Source organism: Bradyrhizobium sp. 155, from assembly GCF_023101105.1.
Lineage (GTDB): Bacteria > Pseudomonadota > Alphaproteobacteria > Rhizobiales > Xanthobacteraceae > Bradyrhizobium > Bradyrhizobium canariense_D.
Genome location: NZ_CP064704.1, coordinates 2,569,056 through 2,594,901 on the forward strand (window position 1 = coordinate 2,569,056; position 25,846 = coordinate 2,594,901).

Genomic DNA, 25,846 nt, shown 5'->3' on the forward strand with positions numbered 1-25,846 from the left:
ATCCTAGTACGACCGTGCCGGTGAGGCCATGCAGCAGATGGTCTCGACCGGAGCCGCGCCGCTCTCGTTCCCGTTTGGGATCAAAAGCCGCATCGCCCGAGGTGGTCCTCAATAGGGGAAAGCGTTATTTTAAAATGTCTCCCGCCTGACAATTCTGCGACAAAGTTTTTGGATGGGGGGATCATCCATCTTTCGTTGGATGGTGTTCGAAACGGTCATGCTGCGTTGCAGCAGAACAGGAGTGACGAACGGTGCGGCTGGCTTCGGGATCATGATTTCAGAGGATCAACTGAAGCGCGTCGCTGCCTGGTCGCGCGAGCTCACGCAAGCGGAGATCGAGGTCGCTCGTACGGGGATCACGGAGCGGTCCTACGGCACTGGCGAGACCGTCTTCATGCGCGGCGATACGTTCGACTATTGGGCCGGCATGGTCTTCGGCCTTGCCCGGATGGGTGGGGTCTCGCGCGACGGCAAGGAGACGAGTCTTGCCGGGCTGACGGCAGGGGCCTGGTTCGGCGAGGGCAGCGTGCTCAAGAACGAGCCGCGCCGCTATGACGTGGTCGCGCTGCGCAACAGCCGCGTCGCGCTGATGGAACGCAGCGCCTTCATGTGGCTGTTCGAGAACAGCGTCGGCTTCAACCGCTTCCTGGTACGCCAGCTCAACGAGCGGCTCGGCCAGTTCATCGGCATGCTCGAGGTCAACCGCACGTTGGATGCCACTGCGCGGCTTGCCCGCAGCATTGCTTCGCTGTTCAATCCGATCCTCTATCCGGAATCCACCGCGCATCTGGAGATCACCCAGGAAGAGATCGGCGCGCTTTCCGGCATGTCCCGCCAGAATGCCAACCGCGCGCTGAACCGGCTGGAGAAAGAGGGCTTGCTCCGGTTGGAGTATGGTGGCGTGACTATTCTGGATATCGAACGGCTAAGGGGGTACGGGGAGGAGTGAAGCAGCGTTCGCGGCCGCAACTGCGAGCGCCGCAACCCACCGCTTGCTCTTCCGGCACGACGAGCCCATCCTTGCCGAGATCCTGGGCCATCTGACCGGGTCCAGCAGGCTGCGCCATCGCGGCGCCCGCGGGGTCTCGACCCATGAACTGCTCCTGTTGCGGTTCCGAGGTTCAGAGCGGCTTTGTCTTCTGCCCGAAATGCGGCACGAAGCAGCCGAACGCCTGCCCCGGCTGCGGCTATGCGTGCGCACCGGATTTCGCGTACTGCCCGAAATGCGGCGCCCTCGTCAGTGAAGCCTCCAAGTCAGGCGGGCTGGCATCAATGCGGGCCAGCCGCGTGACTGTCCCGACCAGTGCGTCCTCGCCACCGCTGGCGCCGACGGCAGAAGCCCAATACGGGTTTCGATCGCAGCCGGACAAGATCGACAGCGAAGCCAACCGCCGCACCATTACCGTGCTGTTTGCCGACCTTAGCGGCTTCACCACGATGAGCGAGCGACTCGATCCTGAAGTCATGCAGGCGCTTCAGAACGAATTGTTCGAGGAGCTAACGGCGGCGGTGCAAAGCTTTGGCGGCTTCGTGGACAAATTCATCGGCGACGCGCTGCTTGCGCTATTCGGAGCGCCGGCCGCGCACGAAGACGACCCCGAGCGGGCCGTCCGCGCCGCGCTCGACATGATCGGCCGAACGGCGCAACTCAGCGAACGTGCAAAGGCGTATGCCGGGTCACCGCTCCTGCTTCATGTCGGCATCAACACCGGGCACGTGGTTGCTGGCGGACTGGGTGTTGGAGTTGCCAAATCCTACTCGGTCACGGGCGATACGGTGAATACGGCTCAACGATTGCAGTCGATGGCTTCCACGGGCGAGGTGCTGGTCGGGCCGCTGACCTACCGTCTTACGCGGCATGCATTCTCATATGAATCGCTTGGCGAGGTCTCGCTGAAGGGCAAGATGGGCAGCGTCCTGGTCCATCGCTTGAACGGACCGCTCGACACGCCCCGTGCGGCACGCGGCCTCGATACGCTGGGCCTGAGTGCGCCGGTGATTGGGCGCGACGCCGAGCTCGCCCGTCTAGTCGACAATCTTGATCTCGCGTGTGGCGGCGCGGCGCAGCTGGTGCGGCTGGTCGGTGAAGCCGGCATCGGCAAAACGCGTCTGGTGGACGAATTCGTTGCCCACGCCCGCGATGAGGACCGTTTCGCCGGCGTGGCGATCCGGCGCGCTGTCTGCTCGCCGCTGGGCGAACAGTCCTATGGCACCCTTGCCGCTGTGCTGCGCAGCGCCTACGGCATCGCGCAGAAGACGACCGTGGCGGAGGCCCAGGCCAAGCTGGCGACGGCACTGTCGGAGCTCGGCCTTGCGGTCGAAGAGGCCGATCGCCTGATGCCCCTTTATTTCCACGTTCTCGGCCTCGGCGATCCGGACGCCGCGCTGCAGCACGTCGAGCCCGAGCAGCTTCGGCGGCAGATATTCTTTGCGATTCGTACCGTGTTCGAACGGCGCCTGGTCCTGTCGCCGCTCCTGATCATTGTCGAGGATCTGCACTGGGCCGATGCCGTATCGCTTGAAGCGCTGCGGTTCCTGATGGACCGGCTGGAGCGTACGCGGCTGATGCTGTTGTTTACGCATCGGCCTATGCTGGAACTGGATCAGTTCGGCTCGGGGCGGATCAGCCATACAACCCTTCGATTGCTTCCGCTTGGTGATGCAGACGGACAAAAGCTGCTCGCGGCCTACTTCAGCCACGGTTGGAGTGAACCGCCGGGAAATCTGTTCAGTCGAATCCTGGAGCGCGCGGGCGGCAATCCACTCTTCTTTGAGGAAATCATCCGCGGTCTCATCGAAGCTGGCGCCTTGGAGCGTGACGGCTCACAGTGGCGGATCAAGTCAGATGAAGCCGCCGCCGATATACCGGCAAGCATTCAGGCCCTGTTACTGGCGCGCCTGGACCGGCTGCCGCATGAGGTGCGCCGCTTGGCCCAGGAGGCCGCGGTGATCGGCCCACGTTTCGATGCGGCTCTTCTCGGTGCGATGGCATCGCAGCGGACGAAGGTGGAAGCGGGGCTCGAACTTCTGTGCGATGCCGAGATTGTCGAGGAGGTCGCGGGCGCGAACTCGATCTCGCTGCGATCTTATCGCTTTACGCAAACCATGCTTCAGGACGTGATCTATCAAAACCTGCTCTTGCAGCGTCGGATCGAGCTCCATGGACGGATTGGTGCCGCGCTGGAGCGGCTCTATGGCAATGAGCCCGAGCGCCTCGAGGACCTCATACTGCTCGGACATCATTTCAGCCTGAGCGCGAGCAAGCCAAAAGGTGCGCGCTATCTGCGCGCGGCCGGCGATCGCGCCCGCGCGACCTACGCCAATGACGATGCCATCCGCTTCTACCAACAGGCTCTCGCCGTGTTGTTGGCCGGCGGGGAACGGGAGCCCGAACGCCTGATCCTCTGCGAGCGGATCGCGGAGCTGTGTGCCGCGGCCGGCCGGAGGATCACGGCTGAGGAGCACTACCAGAGTGCGCTGGAAGGTCATCGCAATGCGGAGGACCGCATCGGCGAAGCGCGAATTCTCCGCAAGCTTGGCCGATTGTTGTGGGACGCCGGCAAGCGGATCAAGGCAGAGGCGCATTATGCCGAGGCGGCCGAACGGCTGGGAGGGACCGACGCGCCCATCGAGTGGGCGCACCTCCTGCAAGAGCGCGGCCGTCTTTCGTTTCGCACGGGCGATCACGTGGCCGCCGCGAGATGGGCGGACGAGGCGCTTGGCTACGCCCGAAGCGTACCGGCGGACGCCGACAGGCAAGTCGGATTCGAGGCAGCGCGCGCCATTGCAGAGTCGCTCAACACCAAGGGGGTGGCACTGGCGCGGCTTGGCCGACACCAGGAGGCGGTGCGCGAGGTGGAGCAAAGTGTCGCAGCAGCCGAGGCCGCCGGGCTCCTCAACGTGGCCTGCCGCGGCTACACCAATCTCGGTGTGCTCTACACGATTGTCGACCCGGCGAAAGCCGTGGAGGTTTGCCGGCGCGGACTCGATGTCGCGTGTCGGATCGGCGATCTCGGGTTCCAGGCGCGCCTTCTTGCCAATTTTGCTGTTGCCTGTTGCACCTTCACGGACAAATGTACTGAGGAGGGGGTGCCGGCCGCCGAAAAGGCGATCGAAATCGACCGCGCGCTTGATCAGCGCGAGCATCTCTCCGTGCCGTTGATCGTGCTCGGGCAAATCCATCAATGCCATTTCCGGCCCGATCTGGCTGCTCGTTGCTACAATGAGGCAATCGAGGTGGCGAGCGAAACCGGCGAGCCGCAGCAGCTGTTTCCATGCTATGATGGTCTTGCGACGCTGAACCTTGATCGAGGCGACATGCCCGAGGCCGAGCGATATTTCGCGCTGGCACAGGACGTCTGCACGCGGCACGGGCTTGATCCCGCAGGGCTGATCGTACTGCCGTTTCTTGACTAGATCATGTGAAGGAGTGCCATCATGTCTGAACGTCACGTCGAGGGACCACTTCAACCGGGCGATCGTGCACCGAACGTCGTGCTGGACGCGATCACACGCGACGGAAAGATCGCGCTCGAAGACTTTCGCGGACAAAGCCCGATATTGGTGGGCCTGTATCGGGGGCTGCATTGCCCGTTCTGCCGCCGCCATATCGCGGCACAGGCGCAACTTGATGCCGCCTTGCACGAGAAAGGCGTCGAAAGTCTCACGGTGGTCAACACGCCGATCGAGCGCGCGCGACTCTATTTTCGTTACCATCCGTTGCCCAACCTGCTCGCTGCGTCCGATCCCGAGCGGCTCTCGCACCGCGCATTCGGCCTGCCCAATCTCGAGTTCACGGAGAACGAGACCGAGTGGCCGCACAAGGTCGGCATGAACGTGGTCATGAGCATGCAAGTCGAAATGCCCGGCGAATTGCCCGCCCCGATGAACCGGCCCGCGGCCGCGGAGTACCTCAATAACAAGGACGGCTATGAGATAACGGAAGCCGATCAGCGCATGGCGGCAACCGGCCAGGGCCAGCTCTTCGGGCAGTTTCTGCTCGACCGCGAGGGGGTTGTGCGCTGGAGCTTTACCGAGGTGCCCGAAGGCGGCCATCGCATGTTTGCCGCGCCGAGCCCGCAGGAGCTGATGTCGGCCGCCTCGCAGATGGCAAGCTAGGCACCGCGTCTGGCGATCATTCCGCCACCTTCGGCCGCTTGTCCACCAATGCTGCCGCCATCGCCGAGATCAGCGGGCGCATGAAATAGTGGTCTTCCACCGGCGAGATGTCCGTGCGCAAGCCGTGCGCTACGAGCTCGCCGGAGACGGCCGGCCCCACTGACGCGATCAGCGTCCGCTCGAATCCTGCGCGCAGGCGCGCCTCGCTGCCATGCGCCCTCGCAGCTTCGAGGAGACGGCGGACTTGGCCGAGATTGGTCAGTGCGATGGCGTCGATCCGCCCTTCCGCCATGTCGTCGATTGCGTTGACGATGCTGGCGTCCGCAGCCTTTGGATCGTAGACGTAAGGCAACACGGTATCGACCTCGGCACCTTGCGCGGCGAGCGCGCCGGTCAGCGCGCTGTGGTCCTTGTCGGGATAGAGCTGGAGGCCGAGGCGACGTCCGTTCAGGTCGAGCTTGCTCAGCATCTCGATCACACCCTCGGTGGTCGGCTTCTCCGTCATCTGTTGCTGCTCGAGCCCGATCTCGCGTAGCGCCTTGCCGGGCTTCGGGCCGCGGGTGAATTTTCGCGATCGGGCGAGGGAAGCAACCAAGGCCTGGTCGAGACCACGGGTTCGCGCGAGCTTCATGATCCGCCGCAGGCCTTCGCCGGTCATCAGCACGAGATCGTCGAAGGGCTTGTCGATGGCGCGGCGGATCCAGGCCTCGACCGGGGCGGGGTCCGGTGCATCCTGGATGGTGAACATCGGGCATTGCACGACCTCGGCGCCTTGCTCGGCCAGCAGCTTCGAAAACTGAGCCTCCTCGCGCGTTTCCAGGATCAGGATGCGGGTGCCGTTCAAGCGGTCGGCCATGAGCCTACTCCGGTCAGCCAAAGCAATGGTGCGTTCATCCTGACTCCACGGTCGGGATTGGCGCAAGGTGGGGTCGATGATAGAGCAGGGCGCAAATCGCGGGTCGTTCCGCAGCCGCTGCCCAAACCTTCATCAAGGCCCATGCCAGATCATCAATATGTCCTGACCCTGTCCTGTCCGGATCGTCCCGGCATCGTCTCGGCGGTGTCGACCTTCCTGGCGAATTCCGGACAGAACATCCTCGACGCCCAACAATTCGACGACACCGAGACCAACAAGTTCTTCATGCGGGTGGTGTTCACCGCTGCCGATCTCGCCGTGGAGCTGTCGGCACTCCAGACCGGCTTTGCCGCGATCGCCGAGCGCTTCGGAATGGAATGGCAGATGCGCGATCGCGCTGCGCATCGCAAGGTGATGCTGCTGGTGTCGAAGTCCGATCACTGCCTGGTCGACATCCTCTATCGCTGGCGCACGGGCGAGCTGCCGATGACTTTGGCCGCAATCGTCTCCAATCATCCGCGCGAGGTCTATGACGGGCTCGATTTCGGCGGGGTTCCGTTCCACTATCTGCCTGTTACGAAAGAGACCAAGCGCGAGCAGGAGGCGCAGATCCTCGATCTCGTCGCCAAGACCGGGACGGATCTCGTCGTGCTCGCCCGTTATATGCAGATATTGTCCGACGATCTCTCGGCAAATCTGTCGGGACGCTGTATCAACATCCACCACTCGTTCCTGCCGGGTTTCAAGGGCGCAAAACCCTATCACCAGGCCCATGAACGTGGCGTCAAGCTGATCGGCGCCACCGCGCATTACGTCACGCGCGACCTCGACGAGGGCCCGATCATCGACCAGGACGTCGAGCGCATCAGCCATCGCGACACGCCTGAGGATCTCGTCCGAAAGGGCCGCGACATCGAGCGCCGCGTGCTGGCGCGCGCGATCCGCTACCATCTCAACGACCGCGTCATCCTCAATGGCCGCAAGACCGTGGTGTTCGTGGATTGATTTGCTACGCTCTCGCCGCAAGCGGCGAGGGGCGCGACTAGCGCACCGCGGTGCCGGACGCCGAGCCCGTTGCGCCCTTCTGCGCCTGCTCTTCCTTTTCGCGATCCGCTGCCGGCATCAGTCGCCTGCGCTCGCGCTCCTTCATGTAGGCATCGTATTGCGGCGTGCCCGCCCGCGGCGGGGCGTCCGCCGGCAAGCCGCCGGCCCATTGCGGGACGTAGTCGCCCATGCCGGAGGAGAGCTTTTCGTTGACGGTGCCGCAGCCGGACAGGCCCGCGGAAAGCGCGAGGAGGATCAGGAGGGAACCGAAGGATCTGGGCATTGTACCATTGTACAGAGGCGAGGTCAGTCGTGTTGGACGCCAGGTCAGGCTGTCGCCGAGAGAGTAGCCTTCAACAAGGTAAAATAGGCTTATTCGAGGTAGGTAATTCGATACCGGAGTGTACCGACCCAAGCCTTGCCGATGTTCAAATTCTGCAAACAAAAGACGAAATCCTCCATCCACCCGGCTGGGAGCGTTTCTAGACTGCGGCAAGGGTTCGCGACAAAGTGGCTTGATCAGCAAAGAGGCTTTTTCGTTGACAGGTCCACTTCATTTGTACAATCGTACAAATGAAAGCGAGCGCAATCATGATGCCGGCAGTACCCGGACGTGACCCGATATCGCTTCTGCCGTCGGCAATCGAAACGCTCGGCTTGCGCCGAATGGTCGCCAAACGTCCGATTGACAATAAGGGCGCGAAAGACGCCATGTTGCGCGCGGCATCACGCGTGCGTGAGCTAGACTTAAGGCGAGGATCGGGCACTCGGTCCGGCGCACAAGAGATCAGGAATGAAGGGGAGGGACATCTGATGTTCGAACGCAAAAAACTGTCTCAAAAGACTGCTTGGGCCACAGCAGCTGCCGCCATCGCAGGCCTTGTGGCCGTCGCCCAGGCCAAGGCCGAGGATAGCGTCAAGGTCGGCCTGATCCTGCCGATGACCGGCGGTCAGGCCTCGACCGGCAAGCAGATCGAGAACGCGATCAAGCTCTACATGCAGCAGAAGGGCGACACCGTCGCCGGCAAGAAAATCGAGATCATCCTCAAGGACGATGCTGCGATACCCGACAAGACCAAGACGGCCGCGCAAGAGCTGATTGTCAACGACAAGGTCCATTTCATCGCCGGCTTCGGCGTGACGCCGGCCGCGCTCGCGGCGGCGCCGCTGGCTACGCAAGCCAAGATTCCGGAAGTCGTGATGGCAGCCGGCACCTCCATCATCACCGAGCGCTCGCCCTATATCGTGCGCACCAGCTTCACGCTGGCGCAGTCCTCCACCATCATCGCCGACTGGGCGGTGAAAAACGGCATCAAGAAGGTGGCGACGCTGACCTCGGACTACGCGCCGGGTAATGACGCGCTCAACTTCTTCAAGCAGAACTTCACCGCCGGTGGCGGCGAAGTGGTCGAAGAGGTGAAGACGCCGCTTGCAAATCCTGATTTCGCACCGTTCCTCCAGCGTATGAAGGATGCCAAGCCTGACGCGATCTTCGTGTTCGTGCCGGCCGGCCAGGGCGGTAACTTCATGAAGCAGTATGCCGAACGCGGGCTCGACAAGGCCGGCATCAAGGTGATCGGACCGGGCGACGTGACCGACGACGATCTCCTCAACAACATGGGCGACGCCGTGCTGGGCACGGTCACCGCTCACCTCTATTCCGCGGCGCATCCCTCGCAGATGAACAAGGATTTCGTCGCGGCCTACAAGAAGGCCTACGGAAACCGGCCGGGCTTCATGGCGGTGAGTGGCTATGACGGCATTCACCTGATCTACGAAGCGCTGAAGAAGACCAATGGCGACACCGACGGCACCAAGCTGGTCGAAGCGATGAAGGGCCAGAAGTGGGAGAGCCCGCGCGGCCCGATCTCGATCGACCCCGAGACCCGCGACATCGTGCAGAACATCTACATCCGGAAGGTCGAGAAGGTCGACGGCGAGCTCTACAACGTCGAGTTCGCGACCTTCGAAGCCGTCAAGGATCTCGGCAAGACCAAGAAGTGACGCACGAAAGTGCGCCATCCCGGCGCGCGCATTAGCGCACATCGGGGATCTCGCCCTCCACTCTCGTCATGCCCGAGCTTGACCCCGGCATCCACGCGAGAACCGAACCAAGAACGGGGATGACCGGGACAAGCCCGGCCATGACGATAACGCCAAGCTGAGACGATGACCTCAATCCTCACCAACCTGTTCGATGGCGTCGCCTACGGCATGCTGCTGTTCGTGCTGGCTTGCGGGCTCGCGGTTACGCTCGGCTTGATGAACTTCGTCAACCTCGCCCATGGCGCCTTCGCCATGGCCGGTGGCTATGTCTGCATGGTGCTGGTCAACCGGATGGGCTGGCCATTCTTCGCGGCATTGCCGCTTGCATTCGTCTCCTCCGCTGCGATCGGCATCGTGCTCGAGCGCACGTTGTACCGACACCTCTATGCGCGCAGCCATCTCGACCAGGTGCTGTTCACGATCGGCCTCACGTTCATGTCGGTCGCGGCCGTCGACTACATCCAGGGCTCGTCGCGGGTCTTCATCAACCTGCCGGCGGCGCTCCAGGGTCAGTTCGACCTGTTCGGCGTTGGCATCGGCCGCTACCGGCTGATGATCATCGTGATCTGCGGGCTGCTCACCATCGGTCTCCAGATGGTGCTGGCGAAGACGCGGTTCGGCAGCCGCCTGCGCGCCGCGGTAGACGATCCCCGCGCCGCGAGCGGCCTCGGCATCAACGTGCCGCAGGTGTTCGCCTTCACGTTTGCTTTTGGCTGCGGCCTGGCCGGTCTCGGCGGCGCGCTGAGCGCCGAGATCCTCGGCCTCGACCCGTATTTTCCGCTGAAGTTCATGATCTACTTCCTGATCGTGGTCACCGTCGGCGGCTCATCCTCCATCACCGGCCCGTTTCTGGCCTCGCTGCTGCTCGGCATCGGCGACGTCGCCGGCAAATATTACGTGCCGAAGATGGGACCTTTCGTGATCTACACCATGATGATCGTGATCCTGATCTGGCGCCCGAACGGTCTGTTCGGCCGCACGGCCGCGCGTTGAGTTCGCCGATGAGCGCCTCCTCCGACGTCGGCTATCACGCCCAGCGCCAGGCACGCTGGCACTATGGCGAGGCCGCTTTCTGGCTGATCGTGCTGGCCTGCGGCTTCGTATTTCCCTCGCGCTACTTGATCATGACGGATATCCTGCGGCTCGCGCTGTTTGCGATGTCGCTCGATCTGATCCTCGGCTACGCGGGCATCGTCTCGCTCGGCCATGCCGCCTTCTTCGGCGTCGGCGCGTACGCGGCGGGGCTTCTTGCGCTGCACGGGATCATCAACGAGCCCGTGCTTGCGCTTGTCGTCGCCGGCGTTGTCGCGATGGTGCTCGGCTTCGCTACCAGTTTCCTCGTGATCCGCGGCGTCGATCTGACGCGACTGATGGTGACGCTCGGCATCGCCTTGCTGCTTGAGGCATTGGCCGAACGCTTCTCCAACATCACCGGCGGCACCGACGGTCTGCAGGGTATCGAGATGCAGCCGATCTTCGGTGAGATTCCGTTCGACATGTTCGGCAAGACCGGCTTCTTCTATTCGCTCACCGTTCTGTTCCTGTTGTTCCTTTTCGCCCGCCGGGTCGTGCATTCCCCGTTCGGGCTGTCATTGCGCGCGATCAAGAACAATCCGCTGCGCGCGGCCGCGATCGGCATCCCCGTCAACCGCCGCTTGATTGCGATCTACACGCTCGCGGCGTTCTATGCCGGCATCGCAGGCGCGCTGTTCACCCAGACTACCGCGATCGCCTCGCTCGATGTGTTCGCCTTCGAGCGCTCGGCGGACCTGATGCTTGTGCTCGTGATCGGCGGCACCGGCTATCTCTACGGCGGGCTGATTGGCGCGGTGCTGTTTCGCATGCTGCAGGAATTGTTCTCGACCATCACTCCGCAATACTGGCAGTTCTGGATCGGCCTCGTGCTGGTCGTGATCGTCCTGGTCGGCCGCCAGCGCCTGCATCGCTGGATGCTGTATGTGCCCAATCTGGTCATCAGGCAGATAGCGGGGCGCAAGGCCGTCGTCGCCGTGCCGGAGAGCGACGCATGACCATCGTGCTCGAAACCCAGAATCTCGAAAAGCAGTTCGGCGGTCTGCGCGTCACCCGCGACTTGTCGCTAAAAATCGAACAAGGCGCCCGCCACGCGCTGATCGGCCCCAACGGCGCCGGCAAGACCACGGTGATCAACCAGCTCACCGGCGTGCTCAAGCCGAACTCGGGCCGCATCCTGCTCGAAGGTCAGGACGTCACGGATCTGCCCGTGCACAAGCGCGTGTTGCGCGGCTTGTCGCGCACCTTCCAGATCAACCAGCTCTATCCCGACCTGACTCCGCTCGAGACCATCGGTCTCGCTGTCTCCGAGCGCCTCGGCCATGGCGGCGACTGGTGGCGGCGGATGGGCACGCGCAGCGACGTCAACGGCGAGATCGCCGACCTCCTGACGCGCTTCCACCTGCTCGACGTCATGAACGAACAGACGGTGACGCTGCCTTACGGCAAGCAGCGCCTGCTCGAGATCGCGGTCGCGATCGCCGCCAAGCCGCGCGTGCTGCTGCTGGACGAGCCCGCCGCCGGCGTGCCCGAGAGCGAGCGCCACGACATTCTCGCCGTCGTCGGCAGCCTGCCGCGCGACGTTACCGTGCTACTGATCGAGCACGACATGGACCTCGTGTTCTCCTTCGCCGACCGCATCTCTGTCCTGGTCTCCGGCGCGCTGCTCACCGAAGGCCCGCCCGAGCAGGTCGCGCGCGACCCGCAGGTCAAGGCGGTCTATCTCGGCGAGGAGGCGGTCAATGTCTGACCTGCTCGCGATCGACTCGCTTCGCGCCGGCTACGGCGAGGCCGTGGTGCTGCCGAACATGTCGCTGCGTCTCGCCGAAGGCCAGGTGCTGGCGCTGTTGGGGCGCAACGGTACCGGCAAGACCACGCTGATCAACTCGATCGTCGGCGTCACCCGTCGCTTCTCCGGAACTGTCAGGCTCGCCGGTACCGACGTCACGACCTTGCGGCCCGACCAACGGGCGCGCTCCGGGATCGGCTGGGTGCCGCAGGAGCGCAACATCTTCCGCTCGCTCACGGTGGAGGAGAATATGTCCGCAGTGGCCCAGCCCGGTCCCTGGACCGTCGAGAGGGTCTACGAGATGTTCCCCCGGCTGAAGGAGCGGCGGAGCAATTTTGGCAACCAGCTCTCCGGCGGTGAGCAGCAGATGCTGGCGATCGGCCGCGCGCTGACCCTCAATCCGAAAGTGCTTCTCCTGGACGAGCCGACCGAGGGCCTTGCCCCCATCATCGTCGAGGAGCTCTTGAAAGCGATTGGGACCATCACGCGGGCGGGCGGCATCTGCTCGATTATCGTCGAGCAAAATGCCCAAAAGATTCTGGGGCTGGCCGACCGTGTTGTGATATTGGAGCGCGGAACGATCGTCCACGACGCCCCGAGCGCCGCGCTGAAGGCCGACCCGTCGGTCCTCGAGCGCCACCTCGGCGTTGCAGGGGCGGCGGCCCACTAAAAATAACTGGGAGTAAGAAATGCAGCGAACCAAAGCCCCCTTCCGCGCCGACGAGGTCGGCAGCCTCTTGCGTCCCGCCAAGATCAAGGAAGCCCGCGCCAGGCTGGAGAAGGGCGAGATCTCGGCCGACGATCTGCGCAAGATCGAGGATTTGGAGATCGAGAAGGTCGTGCATAAGCAGGCTTCGCTCGGCCTGAAGCTCGCAACCGACGGCGAATTCCGCCGCTCCTGGTGGCATTTCGACTTCCTGGCCAAGCTCACCGGCTGTGAAATGTTTCACCCCGACACCGGCATCCAGTTTGCGGGCGTCGAGACCCGGCACGACGCGGTGCGCGTGATCGGCAAGCTCGATTTCCCCGATGACCACCCGATGCTGGATCACTTCCGCTTCCTGAAGAAGGTTGCCGACCAGGCTCACGTCACCGCCAAGATGACGATCCCGTCGCCGGCGGTGCTGCACTTCCGTGGCGGCCGCAAGGCGATCTCCAAGGACGTCTATCCCGATCTCGATGCCTTCTACGAAGACCTCGGCAAGACCTACCGCAAGGCCGTGAAGGCGTTCTACGACGCCGGCTGCCGCTATCTCCAGTTCGACGACACCGTGTGGGCCTATCTCTGCTCGCCGGACGAATTGCAGAAGGCGCGCGAGCGGGGCGACAATCCCGAGGGTCTCCAGCAGATCTATGCGCGCGTCATCAACTACGCGCTGGCCGAGAAGCCCGCCGACATGGTGGTGACGACGCATGTCTGCCGCGGCAATTTCCGTTCGACCTGGATTTCGTCAGGCGGCTACGAGCCGGTTGCCGAGACCATGCTCGCCGGCACCAATTACGACGGCTATTTCCTCGAATACGACAGCGACCGCGCCGGTGGTTTCGAGCCGCTGCGCTTCCTGCCCAAGGGCAACAAGGTCGTCGTGGTCGGCGTCATCACCTCGAAGTTCGGTGAGCTCGAGAACAAGGACGCGATCAAGCGGCGTCTCGAGGAAGCCGCCAAGTTCGCCCCGCTGGAGCAGCTCGCGCTCTCCCCGCAATGCGGCTTTGCCTCAACCGAGGAAGGCAACATCCTCTCGGAGGAGGAGCAGTGGGCCAAGCTCAGCCTCGCGGTCGAGATTGCGAAGGAAGTGTGGGGGCAGTGATCGGGTGCAGCCGCGTCTTTGCGTAAGCGAGACGCGTTGTGTCAAAGCTGCTCGATCCGCGACATCAGAGCGGGGCCGGACTTGTCCGCCCCGCTTGTTTTTTGCGTCGAAGGGTACTGCGGATCAGGCGCTGCGCCGGCGCCTCGAACCAGCGATAGGTAAGGTGCGAGGCCACGAGTGTCGGCAGCACGAAGGCCACCCAGAACAGATGGTCGCCGTAGGGAATCGGTCGCTGCATGGCCACGCAGGCGAGTGCGATGGCGAGCTGAATCGGGAAGTGCAGAAGATAGCAGGAATAGGTCATATTGCCGGCCATCTCGAGTAGTGCCTGGACCCGCCGCGGCAAGGTGAGTTGGCCGGAACAGCAGAACAGCAGGATCGGTGTATAGATCAGCAGCAGCGGTCCGGCGGCCGGGGCGAGCTCGATGCCCGCCAGCCAGATCGCCGCCGGGACTGCGATGGCGGCGAACGCGGCCGTTGCTTCCAATGTCCGCCGATGCCCGGAATCGACGACGGCCTGCCGGGCCATGGCGGCAAGTCCGCCTGCATAGAAGAAGGCGAGGCTGGTCCCGACCTGCGTTCCGATCGTGATCGAGGCAAGGATCACGACCAAATTGAACAGCGGCGATGCCGTTACAAAGCGCAACGCCATGAAAAAGGTGGCATAGTCCATAATCTCGACTGAGACCGACCAGATGGGCCCGTTGAAGCTTTCGCTGCGCGGCGGCAGCCAGTCGCTCGCCATGAAGAGCTGTGCGAGGAAGTGCGGGAGATCGTTGTTCGGATAGACGAAGTAGACTCCATGCTGGGCGAAATAGACCGGTTGCAGCACCGCGACCAGCAGCAACGTTGCGATATGGAGCGGATAGAGGCGCGACAGCCGGTTCACGAAGAAGCTTCGGCCGTCGACCGTGCGATCGGCGATAATGGTGCGATACTTCCAGAAGAATATGAAGCCCGAGATGCACCAGAAGAACCAGACGCCGTACTCGCCGGCCTCATAGAAAGGGAACAGAACGCGGTAGAACGGCAGCTCGCTTCTGGTGAGCTTGACGGCGGGCTCGGCGACAAGGGCAAAGTGCTGATAGTGCCATAACAGCACGGCGAGGGTCGCAAGGAAGCGTAGGCCCTCCAATCCCAAGAGCTTCCGGGCCTCCGGCAGTGGCAATGTTTTCGGCATGATGAATACGGCCTTCGGCTACCTCGGCCGCATCATTGATCCCAGCATCTCGTGGACATCGTAGGTCATGACCGCGAGCAAGGCTGCGAGCGCGAGATAGGCGCCGCCATATTCGAGCTTGGTCTGGAGCGGGACACCGTAATAGGCGACGTTCTCGGGTGCATGCGGATCATATCGCCACGCGCCGAGGAGCGGAGCGCCTTGTGAGAAAACCGGCTGTAATCCGAACACGACAAACAGGACGATGCCGGCGGCGGCAACGAATTTTCTCACAGAATTCCCCAGCAACCAGTCCACCGCCTGGTCGGTGGTGCAGTCATTATAAGATAACGATAGGCTGTGGGAAAGAGCAGCCGCAGGTTGCGTTCGACTATCTCGCGCGCTGTTGTAATTTTGGCGCGTCGGCGCGGGATGTCAGCAGGATCAAAACCGCAACTTTGGCCGCAAGAGCCTCGCGATGTGCGGGACTGCTTGTTCCCGGATGCTACGCTCGCCAGGGTAAAGGCAGTTTGCCGGGACGATGCCAATTCGCATCATTTCTCCGCCAGATAGACCTCTCCCAGCAGCGACGAGTTCGACCACGGCACCTGCTTGCTCTTCGTGGTCGAAACCACCTCCGCCCGCACACGCGTCAGCATCTGCTGCACCTCGAGACCGGGCGTGCCGATGTGGCGGGAGAGGGCAGCGGAAAACGGCGAGTTGGCGCCTTCGCCGTCGAGAGCGACCTGGCCCGGCGCAGTGGCGAAAGCGATCAGCGTGCCGGCGCCGAGCATCGCGCCGGCGCCCAGGCTCGGTGGCGCTGCGAGGCCCGAGGCAGCTTCGATGGCGCGGTTGGTGCCGGCTGATGCGACCTGCTGTGCCATCGGATTATTGCGGCAGGCATCGAAGATCAAAATGTTGGTGCGGACCTGGTCGTCGAGGCCGACCATGATCGTGTCCATGTCGATCATCGCGTCCGTCATCCTCGCGCCCAGCTTGAGTTCGACGTCGACGGGAATGAGATAGTTGCGACCGTCGACCTGCACGCCGTGGCCCGCATAGTAGACTAATACGACCTGCGCCCGCGCCGCTTCCCGCAAGAAGTCACGCGTCATCTTCTGCATCGCCGCGCGGTCGAGATCGACGCCTTCTGATACCGTGAAGCCGATATCGCGCAAGGCCCTGGCAATGGCGCGCGCGTCATTGGGCGGATTGGGGAGCGCCTTGACATGCGAATAGGCGCCATTGCCGATGATCAGCGCCATGCGCGTGCCGCGCGCGGCCGGAGCAGGCGAGGGGGGCGGCGCGGCACCGGTCTGCTGGGGAGCCGGTGCCTTTGCCGGCTCGGTCGGTGACGGCGCATCGCGCGGGATCGGTGTGCTTGCGTCGGTGATCAGCGACAGCCGCACCTTTGCGGTGGCTTGATTGGCCTTGCTGCCGGCATCGGACGCCGCGATCGCCAGCGTCGCCTTGTAGTCGTCGCTCGCGTGCGCGTAATTCCCTTTCGCCTCATAGGCCAGCGCGCGATGGGTGTAGCCTGAGATCAGCACGCTGTTCGGCGGAGTCATGATGTTGACGGGCGGCTTCTCTTTCGCGAGCCGAATCGCTTCGCTCCCGTCGGCAATCGCGCGATCGTAATCGCCTCTGACACGCCAGATCGCGGTCCGGTTGATCAGCGGCTGCGGCAGCGTCGGGTCGAGCCGGATCGCCTGGTTGATGTCGGTCAGCGCGCCGTCGAGATCGCCGAGCGCCTCCTTGGAGATGCCGCGGTTCTGGTACGAGAACGCCGATTTTGGATTGGCCTTGATCGACATGTCGTAGTCGGCGATCGCCTTGGCGTAATCGCCTTTGCCGCGCCAGGCATTACCGCGATTGTGGAAGATTGTTCCGTCAGGCGGGCCGAGCTTCAGCGCATCGTCGAAATCAGCGACCGCGATCTCGTACTCGCCTCTGTCGTAATACGCCGAGCCGCGTAGATTGTAGACTGCCTGGCTCGGCTGGAGCCGGATCGCTTCCGTGGCGTCAGTGATGACCTTGGCGTAATCGCCCTTCTTATTCCAGCCCACCGCGCGCCAGAAGTAGACCGTCGCGAGCTGCTCGCCTTTAAACACGTTCAGCGAAATGATCTTGCTGCAGGCGTCGATCATCTGGTCTGCCGGCATGGTGTCGGTGGTGCAGAGCGGCCCAAGCTGGTTGCGCGCCTGCGCAAAAGCTGGCGCCGACCACAGGGTTGCGGCGAGCAGGCAGAGCGCGACGAGCAGGCGACGCATTGGCGGTGGTCCCGTAGAGGAGAGGCGTCTGTTGGTTACCCGGCAGGGGAAGGTGGTTCACGGCTCCCTGTTGTACAAACGGCAAACAGGGGCGGCTCTATCGCTATTCCCTCGGTGGGCAGAATTTGCTAGGAGGCAGTACCCAATCCCTCTGCCCACTGCGTCCCACTCCATGAAGAATGACGAAATCCTGAGCCAAATCACCGAGTTCTGCCGTAAGGCGGACATGGCGGAGTCGACGTTCGGCCGGCGCGCGGTGAACGATGGGAAGCTCGTGCACCGCTTGCGCGAGGGCAAACGCATCACGATCGATACCCTGGACCGGATCCAGGCCTACATGGCTGCATCGATGGCCGGCGGCGTGCCGCCGCCGCGGGGGCTTCAGGTGCCCCCGGAAAAGCGCGATCCGCGCGGCAATTTCCGCTTTTTCGAGAACCGGCAGAAATACCTGCTGTTCGTCCACACTTGCAGTGAGAAGCGGGTGGTCGCCGAGCGCGTGGCGCTGGAGCTTGCCAGCATCCATCCCCGGCCCCCGGCGCTGCGCGTGTTCGATGCCGGCGTTGGCGACGGCACGGTGCTGGCGCGCGTGCTGCGCTCGATGCACCAGCGCTTTCCGCACATGCCGTTCTATGTCGCCGGCAAGGAGCTCAGTCTCGAGGACCTCCGCCTGACGCTGGACAAGGTGCCGGATCGCATTTTCGAGCACCCGGCCTCGGTGTTCGTTTTCACCAACATGCTCTACGCGGAGGCGCCCTGGCTCACGCCGGCATCGCCCGCGGCGGCCGCCGCGACCGTCTGGCACGAGGTTCCCCTGCGGGGTGCTTCCTCCGGTGAGTTCGAGACGCAAATCGCGGAGTTGAAGCCGTTTTTGGAGCAGAACTGGCGCGCAGCGGTCAGCCCGCGCACGGGGATGCCGCTTTATGAGCGGCCCGTCGTGCTGGTGCTCTACCGTGAAGATCAGCGGTTTCTGCTCGATTCGACCATTCCACGGCCGGGTCAGGCCGAGGCCAATTTCGACCTCGTTATCGCATCCCAGCCATACCGGGCTCTGTCCTCGGTCAATTTCAGGGCAAAACGGATCATAGCGCCCCTGGCGCGGGCCTTGCGGGCAGGCGGCCGCCTGATCGGTATTCACTCCCATGGCCAGGATCCGGGCATGGAGATGATCCAGGCGATCTGGCCCGGAGAAAATCCTTTCTCGGTGAGCCGTCATGAGCTATTGCGCGCGGTGAAGTACGAGCTCGGCTCGGTGGGCCGCGACTTAAATTTTAATGCTTATGCAGATAACCGCTCGATCTTCAGGTATGATATGGAAGCGCTGCCCAACGAGGTGACGGGCACCATCGGAACCTCAACGGCCTTTGCAGCCTGGAATGCGGCGGTGTATGTCGCTCAGATTGAGGACGACCGGTTGACGGAAATGACTCAAAACGGCCGCACTCTGGACGCCGCCAGGGACGTGCTGCGAAAGTACAATGGGCTCTGGTTTCTCGACGAATCCTACGTCATCTCGCGCCGGCGTGATTGACATCATTCAAAGCTAAATATCGCAACGCCCGCCAGCTAGCGGCGGAACAAGGGGTTACTGATGCGCGCGTCCTATCTCTTCACCAGCGAGTCCGTGTCCGAAGGCCATCCGGACAAGGTGTGCGACCGGATCTCCGACGAGATCGTCGATCTGTTCTACCGCGAAGGACCGAAAGCCGGCATCGATCCCTGGCAAATTCGTGCCGCCTGCGAAACGCTCGCGACCACCAACAAGGTCGTGATCGCCGGCGAGACCCGCGGTCCCGCATCCGTCACCAACGAGCAGATCGAAGGTGTCGTGCGCGCCGCGATCAAGGACATCGGCTACGAGCAGGAAGGTTTCCACTGGGAGAAGGCGGACATTGAGATCCTGCTGCATCCGCAGTCTGCCGACATCGCGCAGGGCGTCGATGCGCTGCAGCCGGGCGAAGTCAAGGAAGAGGGCGCTGGCGACCAGGGCATCATGTTCGGCTACGCCACCAACGAGACGCCCGATCTGATGCCGGCGCCGATCTTCTACGCCCATAAGATCCTGCGCCTCATCTCGGAAGCGCGGCACTCCGGCCGCGAGAAGGTGTTGGGCCCGGACTCGAAGAGCCAGGTCACCGTGCAGTACGAGAACGGCAAGCCGGTCGGCGTGCGCGAGATCGTGGTGTCGCACCAGCATCTGGTCGAGGACATCTCGTCCAAGCAGATTCGCGACATCGTCGAGCCCTATGTGCGTGAGGCGCTGCCGAAGGATTGGATCACGGCGAAGACCATCTGGCACATCAACCCGACGGGTAAGTTCTACATCGGCGGTCCCGACGGCGATTCCGGCCTGACCGGCCGCAAGATCATCGTCGACACCTATGGTGGCGCGGCTCCGCATGGTGGCGGCGCGTTCTCCGGCAAGGATCCGACCAAGGTCGACCGCTCCGCGGCTTACGCTGCCCGCTATGTCGCCAAGAACATCGTCGCGGCCGGTCTTGCCGACCGCTGCACGCTGCAGCTCGCCTACGCCATCGGCGTGGCGCGTCCGCTGTCGATCTACATCGACACCCACGGCACCGGTAAGGTGTCGGAGGATCAGCTCGAGAAGGCCGCGGCCAAGGCGATGGATCTCACCCCGCGTGGCATCCGCAGCCATCTCGATCTCAACCGCCCGATCTACGCGCGCACCTCCGCCTATGGCCATTTCGGCCGTACTCCCGACAACGAGGGCGGCTTCTCCTGGGAGAAGACCGATCTCGTCGAAGCGCTCAAGCGCGCGGTCTGATCACCGACGAGATTCCGGGGCGCCGCGACAGCGGCGAACCGGGAATTCCTAATCCATCGCCTCGAGATTCCGGGCTCGCCCCTCCAGGGTGACCCGGGATGACCAATTCAACAACAGGACGCCCGCAATGAATGCGAAGCCCGGCTTCACCGATTACATCGTCAAGGACATTTCGCTCGCCGATTTCGGCCGCAAGGAGCTCTCGCTCGCCGAGACCGAGATGCCCGGCCTGATGGCCACCCGCGAGGAGTACGGCCCGAAGCAGCCGCTGAAGGGCGCGCGTATCGCCGGCTCGCTGCACATGACGATCCAGACCGGCGTGCTGATCGAGACGCTGGCCGCGCTCGGCGCCGACATCCGCTGGGTCTCCTGCAACATCTATTCGACGCAGGACCACGCCGCGGCGGCGATCGCAGCCGCCGGCATTCCGGTATTCGCCGTCAAGGGTGAGAGCCTTACCGAGTACTGGGACTACACCGCCAAGCTGTTCGACTGGCACGGCGGCGGTCACCCGAACATGATCCTCGACGACGGCGGCGACGCCACCATGTACGTCCATCTCGGCCTGCGCGCCGAGAACGGCGACACCAAGTTCCTGGACAAGCCGGGTTCGGAAGAAGAGGAAGTCTTCTTCGCGCTGCTGAAGAAGCAGCTCAAGGAGAAGCCGAAGGGCTACTTCGCCGAGATCGCCAAGAGCATCAAGGGCGTTTCCGAAGAGACCACCACGGGCGTGCATCGTCTCTATGACATGCAAAAGGCCGGCACGCTGCTATGGCCAGCCATCAACGTCAACGACAGCGTCACCAAGTCGAAGTTCGACAATCTCTACGGCTGCCGTGAATCGCTGGTCGACGGCATCCGCCGCGGCACCGACGTGATGATGTCCGGCAAGGTCGCGATGGTCGCGGGCTTCGGCGACGTCGGCAAGGGTTCGGCCGCCTCGCTGCGCCAGGCCGGCTGCCGCGTCATGGTCTCCGAAGTCGATCCGATCTGCGCGCTGCAGGCGGCGATGGAAGGCTATGAAGTCGTGACCATGGAAGACGCCGCCCCCCGCGCCGACATCTTCGTCACCGCGACCGGCAACAAGGACATCATCACGATCGAGCACATGCGCGCGATGAAGGATCGCGCCATCGTCTGCAACATCGGTCACTTCGACAACGAGATCCAGATCGCGGGTCTGCGTAACCTGAAGTGGACCAACATCAAGCCGCAGGTCGACGAGATCGAGTTCCCCGACAAGCATCGCATCATCATGCTGTCGGAAGGTCGCCTCGTGAACCTCGGCAACGCGATGGGCCATCCGTCCTTCGTGATGTCGGCCTCCTTCACCAACCAGACGCTGGCGCAGATCGAGCTTTTCGCCAACAACAAGGACGGCAAGTACAAGAAGGAAGTCTACGTGCTGCCGAAATCGCTCGACGAAAAGGTCGCGCGCCTGCACCTCGCCAAGATCGGCGTCAAGCTCACCGAGCTGCGCAAGGACCAGGCCGACTACATCGGCGTCAAGCAGGAAGGTCCGTACAAGTCGGACCATTACCGGTACTGAGCGCACACTCTTGCGACATAAAGGCCCCGGAGCGATCCGGGGCTTTTTTTGTCGCCGTTCGGCCGACTACTCCTTCTCCCTCTATCTCGTGCACCACACCATCTTGATAGCGGTCTGGTTCATTTTATCCGCATCGCGGTTTGACGGTGGGCATGGCGGCAGTCGGCGCACCCAATATAGCTGCGATCTTTTTAGCAGAGATAGGAGAGAACCATCATCGAAAAGTCGCCAGCATCTAAAGTCAGCCTCGCCCCGCCGGACATTGACCGCAGACGCGTAGCCCCTGCTGATAGGCACATTGCGACAGCCCTGACCAAGATCGGCGTTTCTAACGGGCGGCTGCACTACTCTCAACCAAGGGACGTTTCGCTTGTCGTGTTATATTCGCCGCAAATCTGTTGGAGGGCGCTTCAATGATTTTCCACGTCGCATAGGACACTAAGCAACATACGATCAGCGTGATGTATCGCCATGGCTCGCACATCCAATCGGGTAGGCCGATCCAGGCAGCGGCATAGACCATCGTAACGAATGTCACATAGTGCAGCAGATAGATTGAATAGGAAGCGTCGCCGGCTTGTATGATCCAACGAAATGGACGGCGGTCCCAAGGAAGGCGCAAGCTAATTATGCCTAGCAGGATAATGCCCATGCAAAGGGATACGGAAAAGGGGAAGTCATGAGACCGCGTGTACGCGAGTAGCGCCGATCCAAAGACAATCGGGGCGATTGCACCCAACCGCTTCAACCAATCATGAGCAAGGAAAACAAGGACACCGCAGAGAAAGTCTATTTGCGTGGTCGATACGAGGTGCCAGCTCCACGGATTCCCGAAATACCAGCCCGCGACGCCAAGGGACGCCAACGCAATCGCCAAGCCCCGGAGGCCGGCCAGAGGCACGATGAAAGTGGCAAGCGCGTAAAATACTAACTCGCGTTCCAGCGTCCAACTTACATCATAGGCCGGCGCCCCATTTTGCGGAAACAGCGTCATTGAATAGAGAAAATGCCCGATTGGCTCGGGGCGATACTTGTGGCTATCAAGAACGCGACCGCAGCCATTGCGACCCAATACATCGGGTACAGCCGAAACACGCGCTTGATGGCAAACGAAATCGGAGAAAACGTCGGCTTTGATGCAACCAGACAGATCACAAAGCCGCTGATAGCAAAAAAGAAATTGACGCCCAGATAGCCCCAATCTTTGAGCGGACCTATCGGTATTTGTGCCGATTCGGGGAAGGCACGAAGGGCAATATACGAATGAAAATAAGCTACGCTCAGCGCCGCGAGTGCGCGAGCCGCCTGAAGCCCCGGGAGCCTCGGATTGCCTTGTCCCATGCCTCCGACTAGCATAAGTCCCTACATGCTCCAAATCGTGCAGGTCCGAAAAGACCCATTCCGTGGGTGACTAGCAAATGCCTTGCAGGGGATCGAGAAGCTGAATGCGCCCGCGAAGCGATATTCCGGCGGTCACACATATCGACTGTTCCGCTCGCGTGCAGACGGTGCATGCCGAAACCAACCCGCGCTTCTCCGTCTATTGCGCGAATTTGAGGCTCGAACCGGCAGCAGCGTTCTTGTCAACACTAGCGTCAACGTCCGTGACGAGCCCATCGTGTGCAATCCCGAGGACGCGTATCGCTGCTTCATGAACTGCGAGATGGATGTCCTCGTGATCGGTAACATCGTTCTGCTCAAGGAAGATCAACTGCCGCCATTGCCGTCCACTGCTCGAGCGGAGATACGCTTATTCCCGCCCGCTAAGCCATGGTATATTTCGACTGGCGCCTACAGTTTGCTCGAAATGAGCCGGATAGCCACCGATTTGCAGTTGGATTCAGTTCGGCCCGGCGTGAAGGGGAATGATGACCAGCCTGTCTGAACATTTCGACGTGCTGATCGTCGGTGCCGGCCTGTCCGGCGTCGGCGCGGGCTACCATCTTCAGACCAAATGCCCGGGCAAGAGCTACGTCATTCTCGAAGGCCGCGACTGCATCGGCGGCACCTGGGACCTGTTTCGCTATCCTGGCGTCCGCTCCGACAGCGACATGTTCACGCTCGGTTATTCCTTCAAGCCGTGGACCGATCCGAAGGCGATCGCCGACGGTGCGCAAATCCTCAACTACGTTCGCGAAACCGCGGCCGAGAACGGCATCGAGAAGCACATCCGCTTCCACCATCGTGTCAAGCGTGCGGCGTGGTCGACGAATGAGGCGCGCTGGACGGTCGAGGCCGAGCGCATCACCGGCGAGGGCGCGACCGAACTCGTGCGCTTCACCTGCAATTTCCTGTTCATGTGCTCGGGCTATTACAAATACGAGGCCGGATATACGCCGGAGTTTCCGGGCGTCGCGGATTTCGCCGGCCGCATCGTGCATCCGCAGAAGTGGACCGACGACATCGACTGCGCCGGCAAGCGGGTCGTCGTGATCGGCTCGGGCGCGACCGCGGTGACGCTGGTGCCGGAGCTCGCCAAGTCGGCCGCGCAGGTCACCATGCTCCAGCGCTCGCCGACCTATGTGGTGTCGCGCCCGGCGCAGGATCCCGTCGCCAACAAATTGCGGCGCAATCTCCCGACGCGGCTTGCCTATCACCTGATCCGCTGGCGCAACGTGATGTGGGGGATGTTCTTCTTCCAGCTCAGTCGGCGCCGCCCTGCGAAAGTGAAGGATCTGGTTCTCAAGGGCGTGCAGATGGCGCTCGGCCCCGACTACGACGTCGCGACCCACTTCACGCCGCGCTACAATCCCTGGGACCAGCGGCTCTGCCTCGTGCCGGATGGCGATCTGTTCAAGGCGATCCGCGAGAAGCGCGCCTCGGTGGTCACCAAAGAGATCGACAGGTTTACGCACGACGGTATCCGCCTGAAGGACGGCAGCGAGCTTGCGGCGGACATCATCGTGACCGCGACGGGGCTGGTGCTCCAGGTGGTCGGCGGGTTGGAGGTTAATGTCGACGGCCGCGTCGTCGATTTTGCCAACACGCTGACCTAGAAGGGCATGATGTATGCCGACGTGCCCAACATGGCTTCCGCGTTCGGCTACACCAACGCATCATGGACGCTGAAATGCGACCTCACCTGCGAATATGTCTGTCGGCTCATCAACTACATGGACCGGCACAATTTCCGGCAGTGCATGCCGCATAATGACGATCCCACGATTACCGCGCAGCCGTCGCTCGATTTCACCTCGGGTTATGTGCAGCGCTCGGTCGCGAAGATGCCGAAGCAAGGCTCGAAGCAGCCGTGGCGGCTCTACCAGAACTACGCGCTCGACATCGTCTCCTGCGGTTCGGCCGGATCGACGACGGCGTGATGCGGTACTCCTGATCGCGACGTATATCGCCAGGCTTACCGTGAAGAAGTCTCTGATATCGAACCCGACCGCTGATGCGGTCGGGTGCGGACTTGCTGCTTGGCATCTGCGTCTGCCATGTCGTCCTCGTGCACGCGAAGGCGCGGCTGCGTTCAGTGGCCGGCGCTCTGGCCGCCGTCGACATGCAGGATCTCGCCGGTGACGAAGGAGGCACTCTCGAGATAAAGTACGGCATCGACGATGTCGGACATCTCGCCCATATGGCCGACAGGATGCAGCGCATCGAGCTGGACGTGCGTCGCGACGGGGTGCATCGGCGACTTGATGATGCCGGGTGACACCGCGTTCACGCGGATACCGCGCTTGGCATATTCGATCGCGAGCGACTTGGTCGCGGCGTTCAGGCCGCCCTTGCTCAGCGAGGCCAGCGCCGAGGGCACTTTCGAATTGGCCTGGTCGACCAGCGTGGTTGTGATCTGGACGACGTGGCCGGACCCCTGCTTCTCCATCTCGGCGATGGCGAGCTGCGTGACGTGAAAGAAGCCCGCGACGTTGGTGCCCATCACCGCCGCATAGTCCTCCGCCGTGTACTGCGTGAACGGCTTTGCGACGAAGATGCCCGCGTTGTTGACCAGCGTGTCGACGCGGCCGTAGCGGGAGATGGCGTGCGAGACCACGCGCTCGGCCGTGGCCCTCTCGGAAATGTCGCCGGGAACGGCGAGGACATCGTCATCGCCCGACGGCTTGATGGAGCGCGCCGTCGCGACGACACGATAGTTGCGATCGCGAAAACCCTGGACCAGGGCGGCACCGATGCCCTGCGAAGCACCGGTGATGATGGCAACCTTCTGTTCGATACCCATGATGGGCTCCTGTTGTTGGCTTTCAGAACCTGCGCCAGCAGCGGCTGGCTTAGTCGATGAGGTACGCCGCAGCGGGCCGGCTGCGAATACGCGCTGTCCGGCAGACAGTCTTTCGCAGCGCGAACGAAGGCCGGACCGGCTCCCGGCGGTGGTTGTCGCAGCGGGAGCGAACGCCTAGCTTGCAGTCGGAGCTCGATGGGCTGGCGG

General features: G+C 62.7%; 22 protein-coding genes and 1 pseudogene. 15 read left to right on the plus strand and 8 right to left on the minus strand.

Going from position 1 to position 25,846, the window contains the following annotated elements; genetic code table 11:
• The first annotated feature begins 271 nt into the window (after positions 1-271).
• The 3 genes from IVA93_RS12420 (at position 272) to IVA93_RS12430 (ending at position 5,118) form a co-directional block, all read left to right on the plus strand.
• Positions 272-949, plus strand: coding sequence for a Crp/Fnr family transcriptional regulator (locus IVA93_RS12420; RefSeq protein WP_026233339.1), 678 nt, complete (start codon positions 272-274; stop codon positions 947-949).
• A gap of 143 nt (positions 950-1,092) precedes the next feature.
• Entirely contained in the window at positions 1,093-4,416 is a 3,324-nt protein-coding gene (locus IVA93_RS12425) for an adenylate/guanylate cyclase domain-containing protein (RefSeq protein ID WP_247541653.1), read from the plus strand.
• A 21-nt stretch (positions 4,417-4,437) separates the two neighbouring features.
• A complete protein-coding gene (locus IVA93_RS12430; protein WP_247541654.1) occupies positions 4,438-5,118 on the plus strand; it encodes a redoxin domain-containing protein in 681 nt (226 codons plus the stop codon).
• A 16-nt stretch (positions 5,119-5,134) separates the two neighbouring features.
• Here IVA93_RS12430 and IVA93_RS12435 read toward each other — a convergent pair whose 3' ends face one another.
• A complete protein-coding gene (locus tag IVA93_RS12435) occupies positions 5,135-5,974 on the minus strand; it encodes a uroporphyrinogen-III synthase (protein WP_204511805.1) in 840 nt (279 codons plus the stop codon).
• A gap of 141 nt (positions 5,975-6,115) precedes the next feature.
• On the opposite strand from IVA93_RS12435, the gene purU reads away from it, so the two are divergent.
• Positions 6,116-6,979, plus strand: a complete 864-nt coding sequence (gene purU / locus IVA93_RS12440; protein WP_085348724.1) for a formyltetrahydrofolate deformylase — start codon at positions 6,116-6,118, stop codon at positions 6,977-6,979.
• A gap of 37 nt (positions 6,980-7,016) precedes the next feature.
• Here the strand turns inward: purU and IVA93_RS12445 are convergent, their stop codons facing one another.
• A complete protein-coding gene (locus tag IVA93_RS12445; RefSeq protein WP_018457287.1) occupies positions 7,017-7,301 on the minus strand; it encodes a hypothetical protein in 285 nt (94 codons plus the stop codon).
• 530 nt (positions 7,302-7,831) lie between these two features.
• On the opposite strand from IVA93_RS12445, the gene IVA93_RS12450 reads away from it, so the two are divergent.
• The 6 genes from IVA93_RS12450 (at position 7,832) to IVA93_RS12475 (ending at position 13,693) form a co-directional block, all read left to right on the plus strand.
• A complete protein-coding gene (locus IVA93_RS12450; RefSeq protein ID WP_247541655.1) occupies positions 7,832-9,022 on the plus strand; it encodes an ABC transporter substrate-binding protein in 1,191 nt (396 codons plus the stop codon).
• A 165-nt stretch (positions 9,023-9,187) separates the two neighbouring features.
• Positions 9,188-10,057, plus strand: coding sequence for a branched-chain amino acid ABC transporter permease (locus tag IVA93_RS12455; protein ID WP_007601971.1), 870 nt, complete (start codon positions 9,188-9,190; stop codon positions 10,055-10,057).
• An 8-nt stretch (positions 10,058-10,065) separates the two neighbouring features.
• Positions 10,066-11,094 (plus strand): branched-chain amino acid ABC transporter permease, encoded by a 1,029-nt coding sequence (locus tag IVA93_RS12460; RefSeq protein WP_085348722.1) that lies wholly within the window; start codon positions 10,066-10,068, stop codon positions 11,092-11,094.
• Positions 11,091-11,846, plus strand: a complete 756-nt coding sequence (locus IVA93_RS12465; protein ID WP_085394522.1) for an ABC transporter ATP-binding protein — start codon at positions 11,091-11,093, stop codon at positions 11,844-11,846. Before IVA93_RS12460 ends, IVA93_RS12465 begins: the two co-directional genes overlap by 4 nt.
• Positions 11,839-12,555: an ABC transporter ATP-binding protein gene (locus tag IVA93_RS12470; RefSeq protein WP_247361668.1), complete on the plus strand. Its 717-nt coding sequence runs from the start codon at positions 11,839-11,841 to the stop codon at positions 12,553-12,555. The genes IVA93_RS12465 and IVA93_RS12470 overlap by 8 nt, the downstream gene beginning before the upstream one ends.
• A gap of 19 nt (positions 12,556-12,574) precedes the next feature.
• Positions 12,575-13,693 carry a cobalamin-independent methionine synthase II family protein gene (locus IVA93_RS12475; RefSeq protein WP_204511800.1) on the plus strand — a complete coding sequence of 373 codons (1,119 nt, stop codon included), beginning with the start codon at positions 12,575-12,577 and terminating at the stop codon, positions 13,691-13,693.
• Between the two features lie 64 nt (positions 13,694-13,757).
• Here IVA93_RS12475 and IVA93_RS12480 read toward each other — a convergent pair whose 3' ends face one another.
• From IVA93_RS12480 to IVA93_RS12490, 3 genes are all read right to left on the minus strand, one after another.
• Positions 13,758-14,873, minus strand: coding sequence for an acyltransferase family protein (locus IVA93_RS12480; RefSeq protein ID WP_247541657.1), 1,116 nt, complete (start codon positions 14,871-14,873; stop codon positions 13,758-13,760).
• An 18-nt stretch (positions 14,874-14,891) separates the two neighbouring features.
• Positions 14,892-15,146 (minus strand): hypothetical protein, encoded by a 255-nt coding sequence (locus tag IVA93_RS12485; protein WP_247367540.1) that lies wholly within the window; start codon positions 15,144-15,146, stop codon positions 14,892-14,894.
• A gap of 260 nt (positions 15,147-15,406) precedes the next feature.
• On the minus strand, positions 15,407-17,122 hold the full coding sequence (locus IVA93_RS12490; protein ID WP_247541658.1) for a caspase family protein: 1,716 nt from the start codon (positions 17,120-17,122) through the stop codon (positions 15,407-15,409).
• 172 nt (positions 17,123-17,294) lie between these two features.
• On the opposite strand from IVA93_RS12490, the gene IVA93_RS12495 reads away from it, so the two are divergent.
• The 3 genes from IVA93_RS12495 (at position 17,295) to ahcY (ending at position 21,456) form a co-directional block, all read left to right on the plus strand.
• The gene (locus IVA93_RS12495; RefSeq protein ID WP_018457294.1) at positions 17,295-18,650 is read left to right on the plus strand and encodes a hypothetical protein; all 1,356 of its coding nucleotides are present in this window, start codon (positions 17,295-17,297) and stop codon (positions 18,648-18,650) included.
• 60 nt (positions 18,651-18,710) lie between these two features.
• Positions 18,711-19,907, plus strand: coding sequence for a methionine adenosyltransferase (gene metK, locus IVA93_RS12500; protein WP_204511798.1), 1,197 nt, complete (start codon positions 18,711-18,713; stop codon positions 19,905-19,907).
• Between the two features lie 127 nt (positions 19,908-20,034).
• Positions 20,035-21,456: an adenosylhomocysteinase gene (ahcY, locus tag IVA93_RS12505; protein ID WP_007601979.1), complete on the plus strand. Its 1,422-nt coding sequence runs from the start codon at positions 20,035-20,037 to the stop codon at positions 21,454-21,456.
• Between the two features lie 328 nt (positions 21,457-21,784).
• Here ahcY and IVA93_RS12510 read toward each other — a convergent pair whose 3' ends face one another.
• The gene (locus IVA93_RS12510) at positions 21,785-22,450 is read right to left on the minus strand and encodes an acyltransferase family protein (protein ID WP_253075249.1); all 666 of its coding nucleotides are present in this window, start codon (positions 22,448-22,450) and stop codon (positions 21,785-21,787) included.
• Positions 22,447-22,797 (minus strand): acyltransferase family protein, encoded by a 351-nt coding sequence (locus IVA93_RS40670; RefSeq protein WP_253075250.1) that lies wholly within the window; start codon positions 22,795-22,797, stop codon positions 22,447-22,449. Before IVA93_RS40670 ends, IVA93_RS12510 begins: the two co-directional genes overlap by 4 nt.
• An 82-nt stretch (positions 22,798-22,879) precedes the next feature.
• Here IVA93_RS40670 and IVA93_RS41175 point away from each other — a divergent pair, with 82 nt between their 5' ends.
• The gene (locus tag IVA93_RS41175; protein ID WP_524536861.1) at positions 22,880-23,341 is read left to right on the plus strand and encodes a carbamoyltransferase C-terminal domain-containing protein; all 462 of its coding nucleotides are present in this window, start codon (positions 22,880-22,882) and stop codon (positions 23,339-23,341) included.
• Positions 23,325-24,790 (plus strand): annotated as a pseudogene (locus tag IVA93_RS12520) (flavin-containing monooxygenase). The gene IVA93_RS41175 and the pseudogene IVA93_RS12520 overlap by 17 nt, the downstream one beginning before the upstream one ends.
• 138 nt (positions 24,791-24,928) lie before the next feature.
• On the opposite strand, the gene IVA93_RS12525 reads toward IVA93_RS12520, so the two are convergent.
• Positions 24,929-25,639 carry an SDR family NAD(P)-dependent oxidoreductase gene (locus IVA93_RS12525; protein WP_247789816.1) on the minus strand — a complete coding sequence of 237 codons (711 nt, stop codon included), beginning with the start codon at positions 25,637-25,639 and terminating at the stop codon, positions 24,929-24,931.
• Positions 25,640-25,846 lie beyond the last annotated feature (207 nt).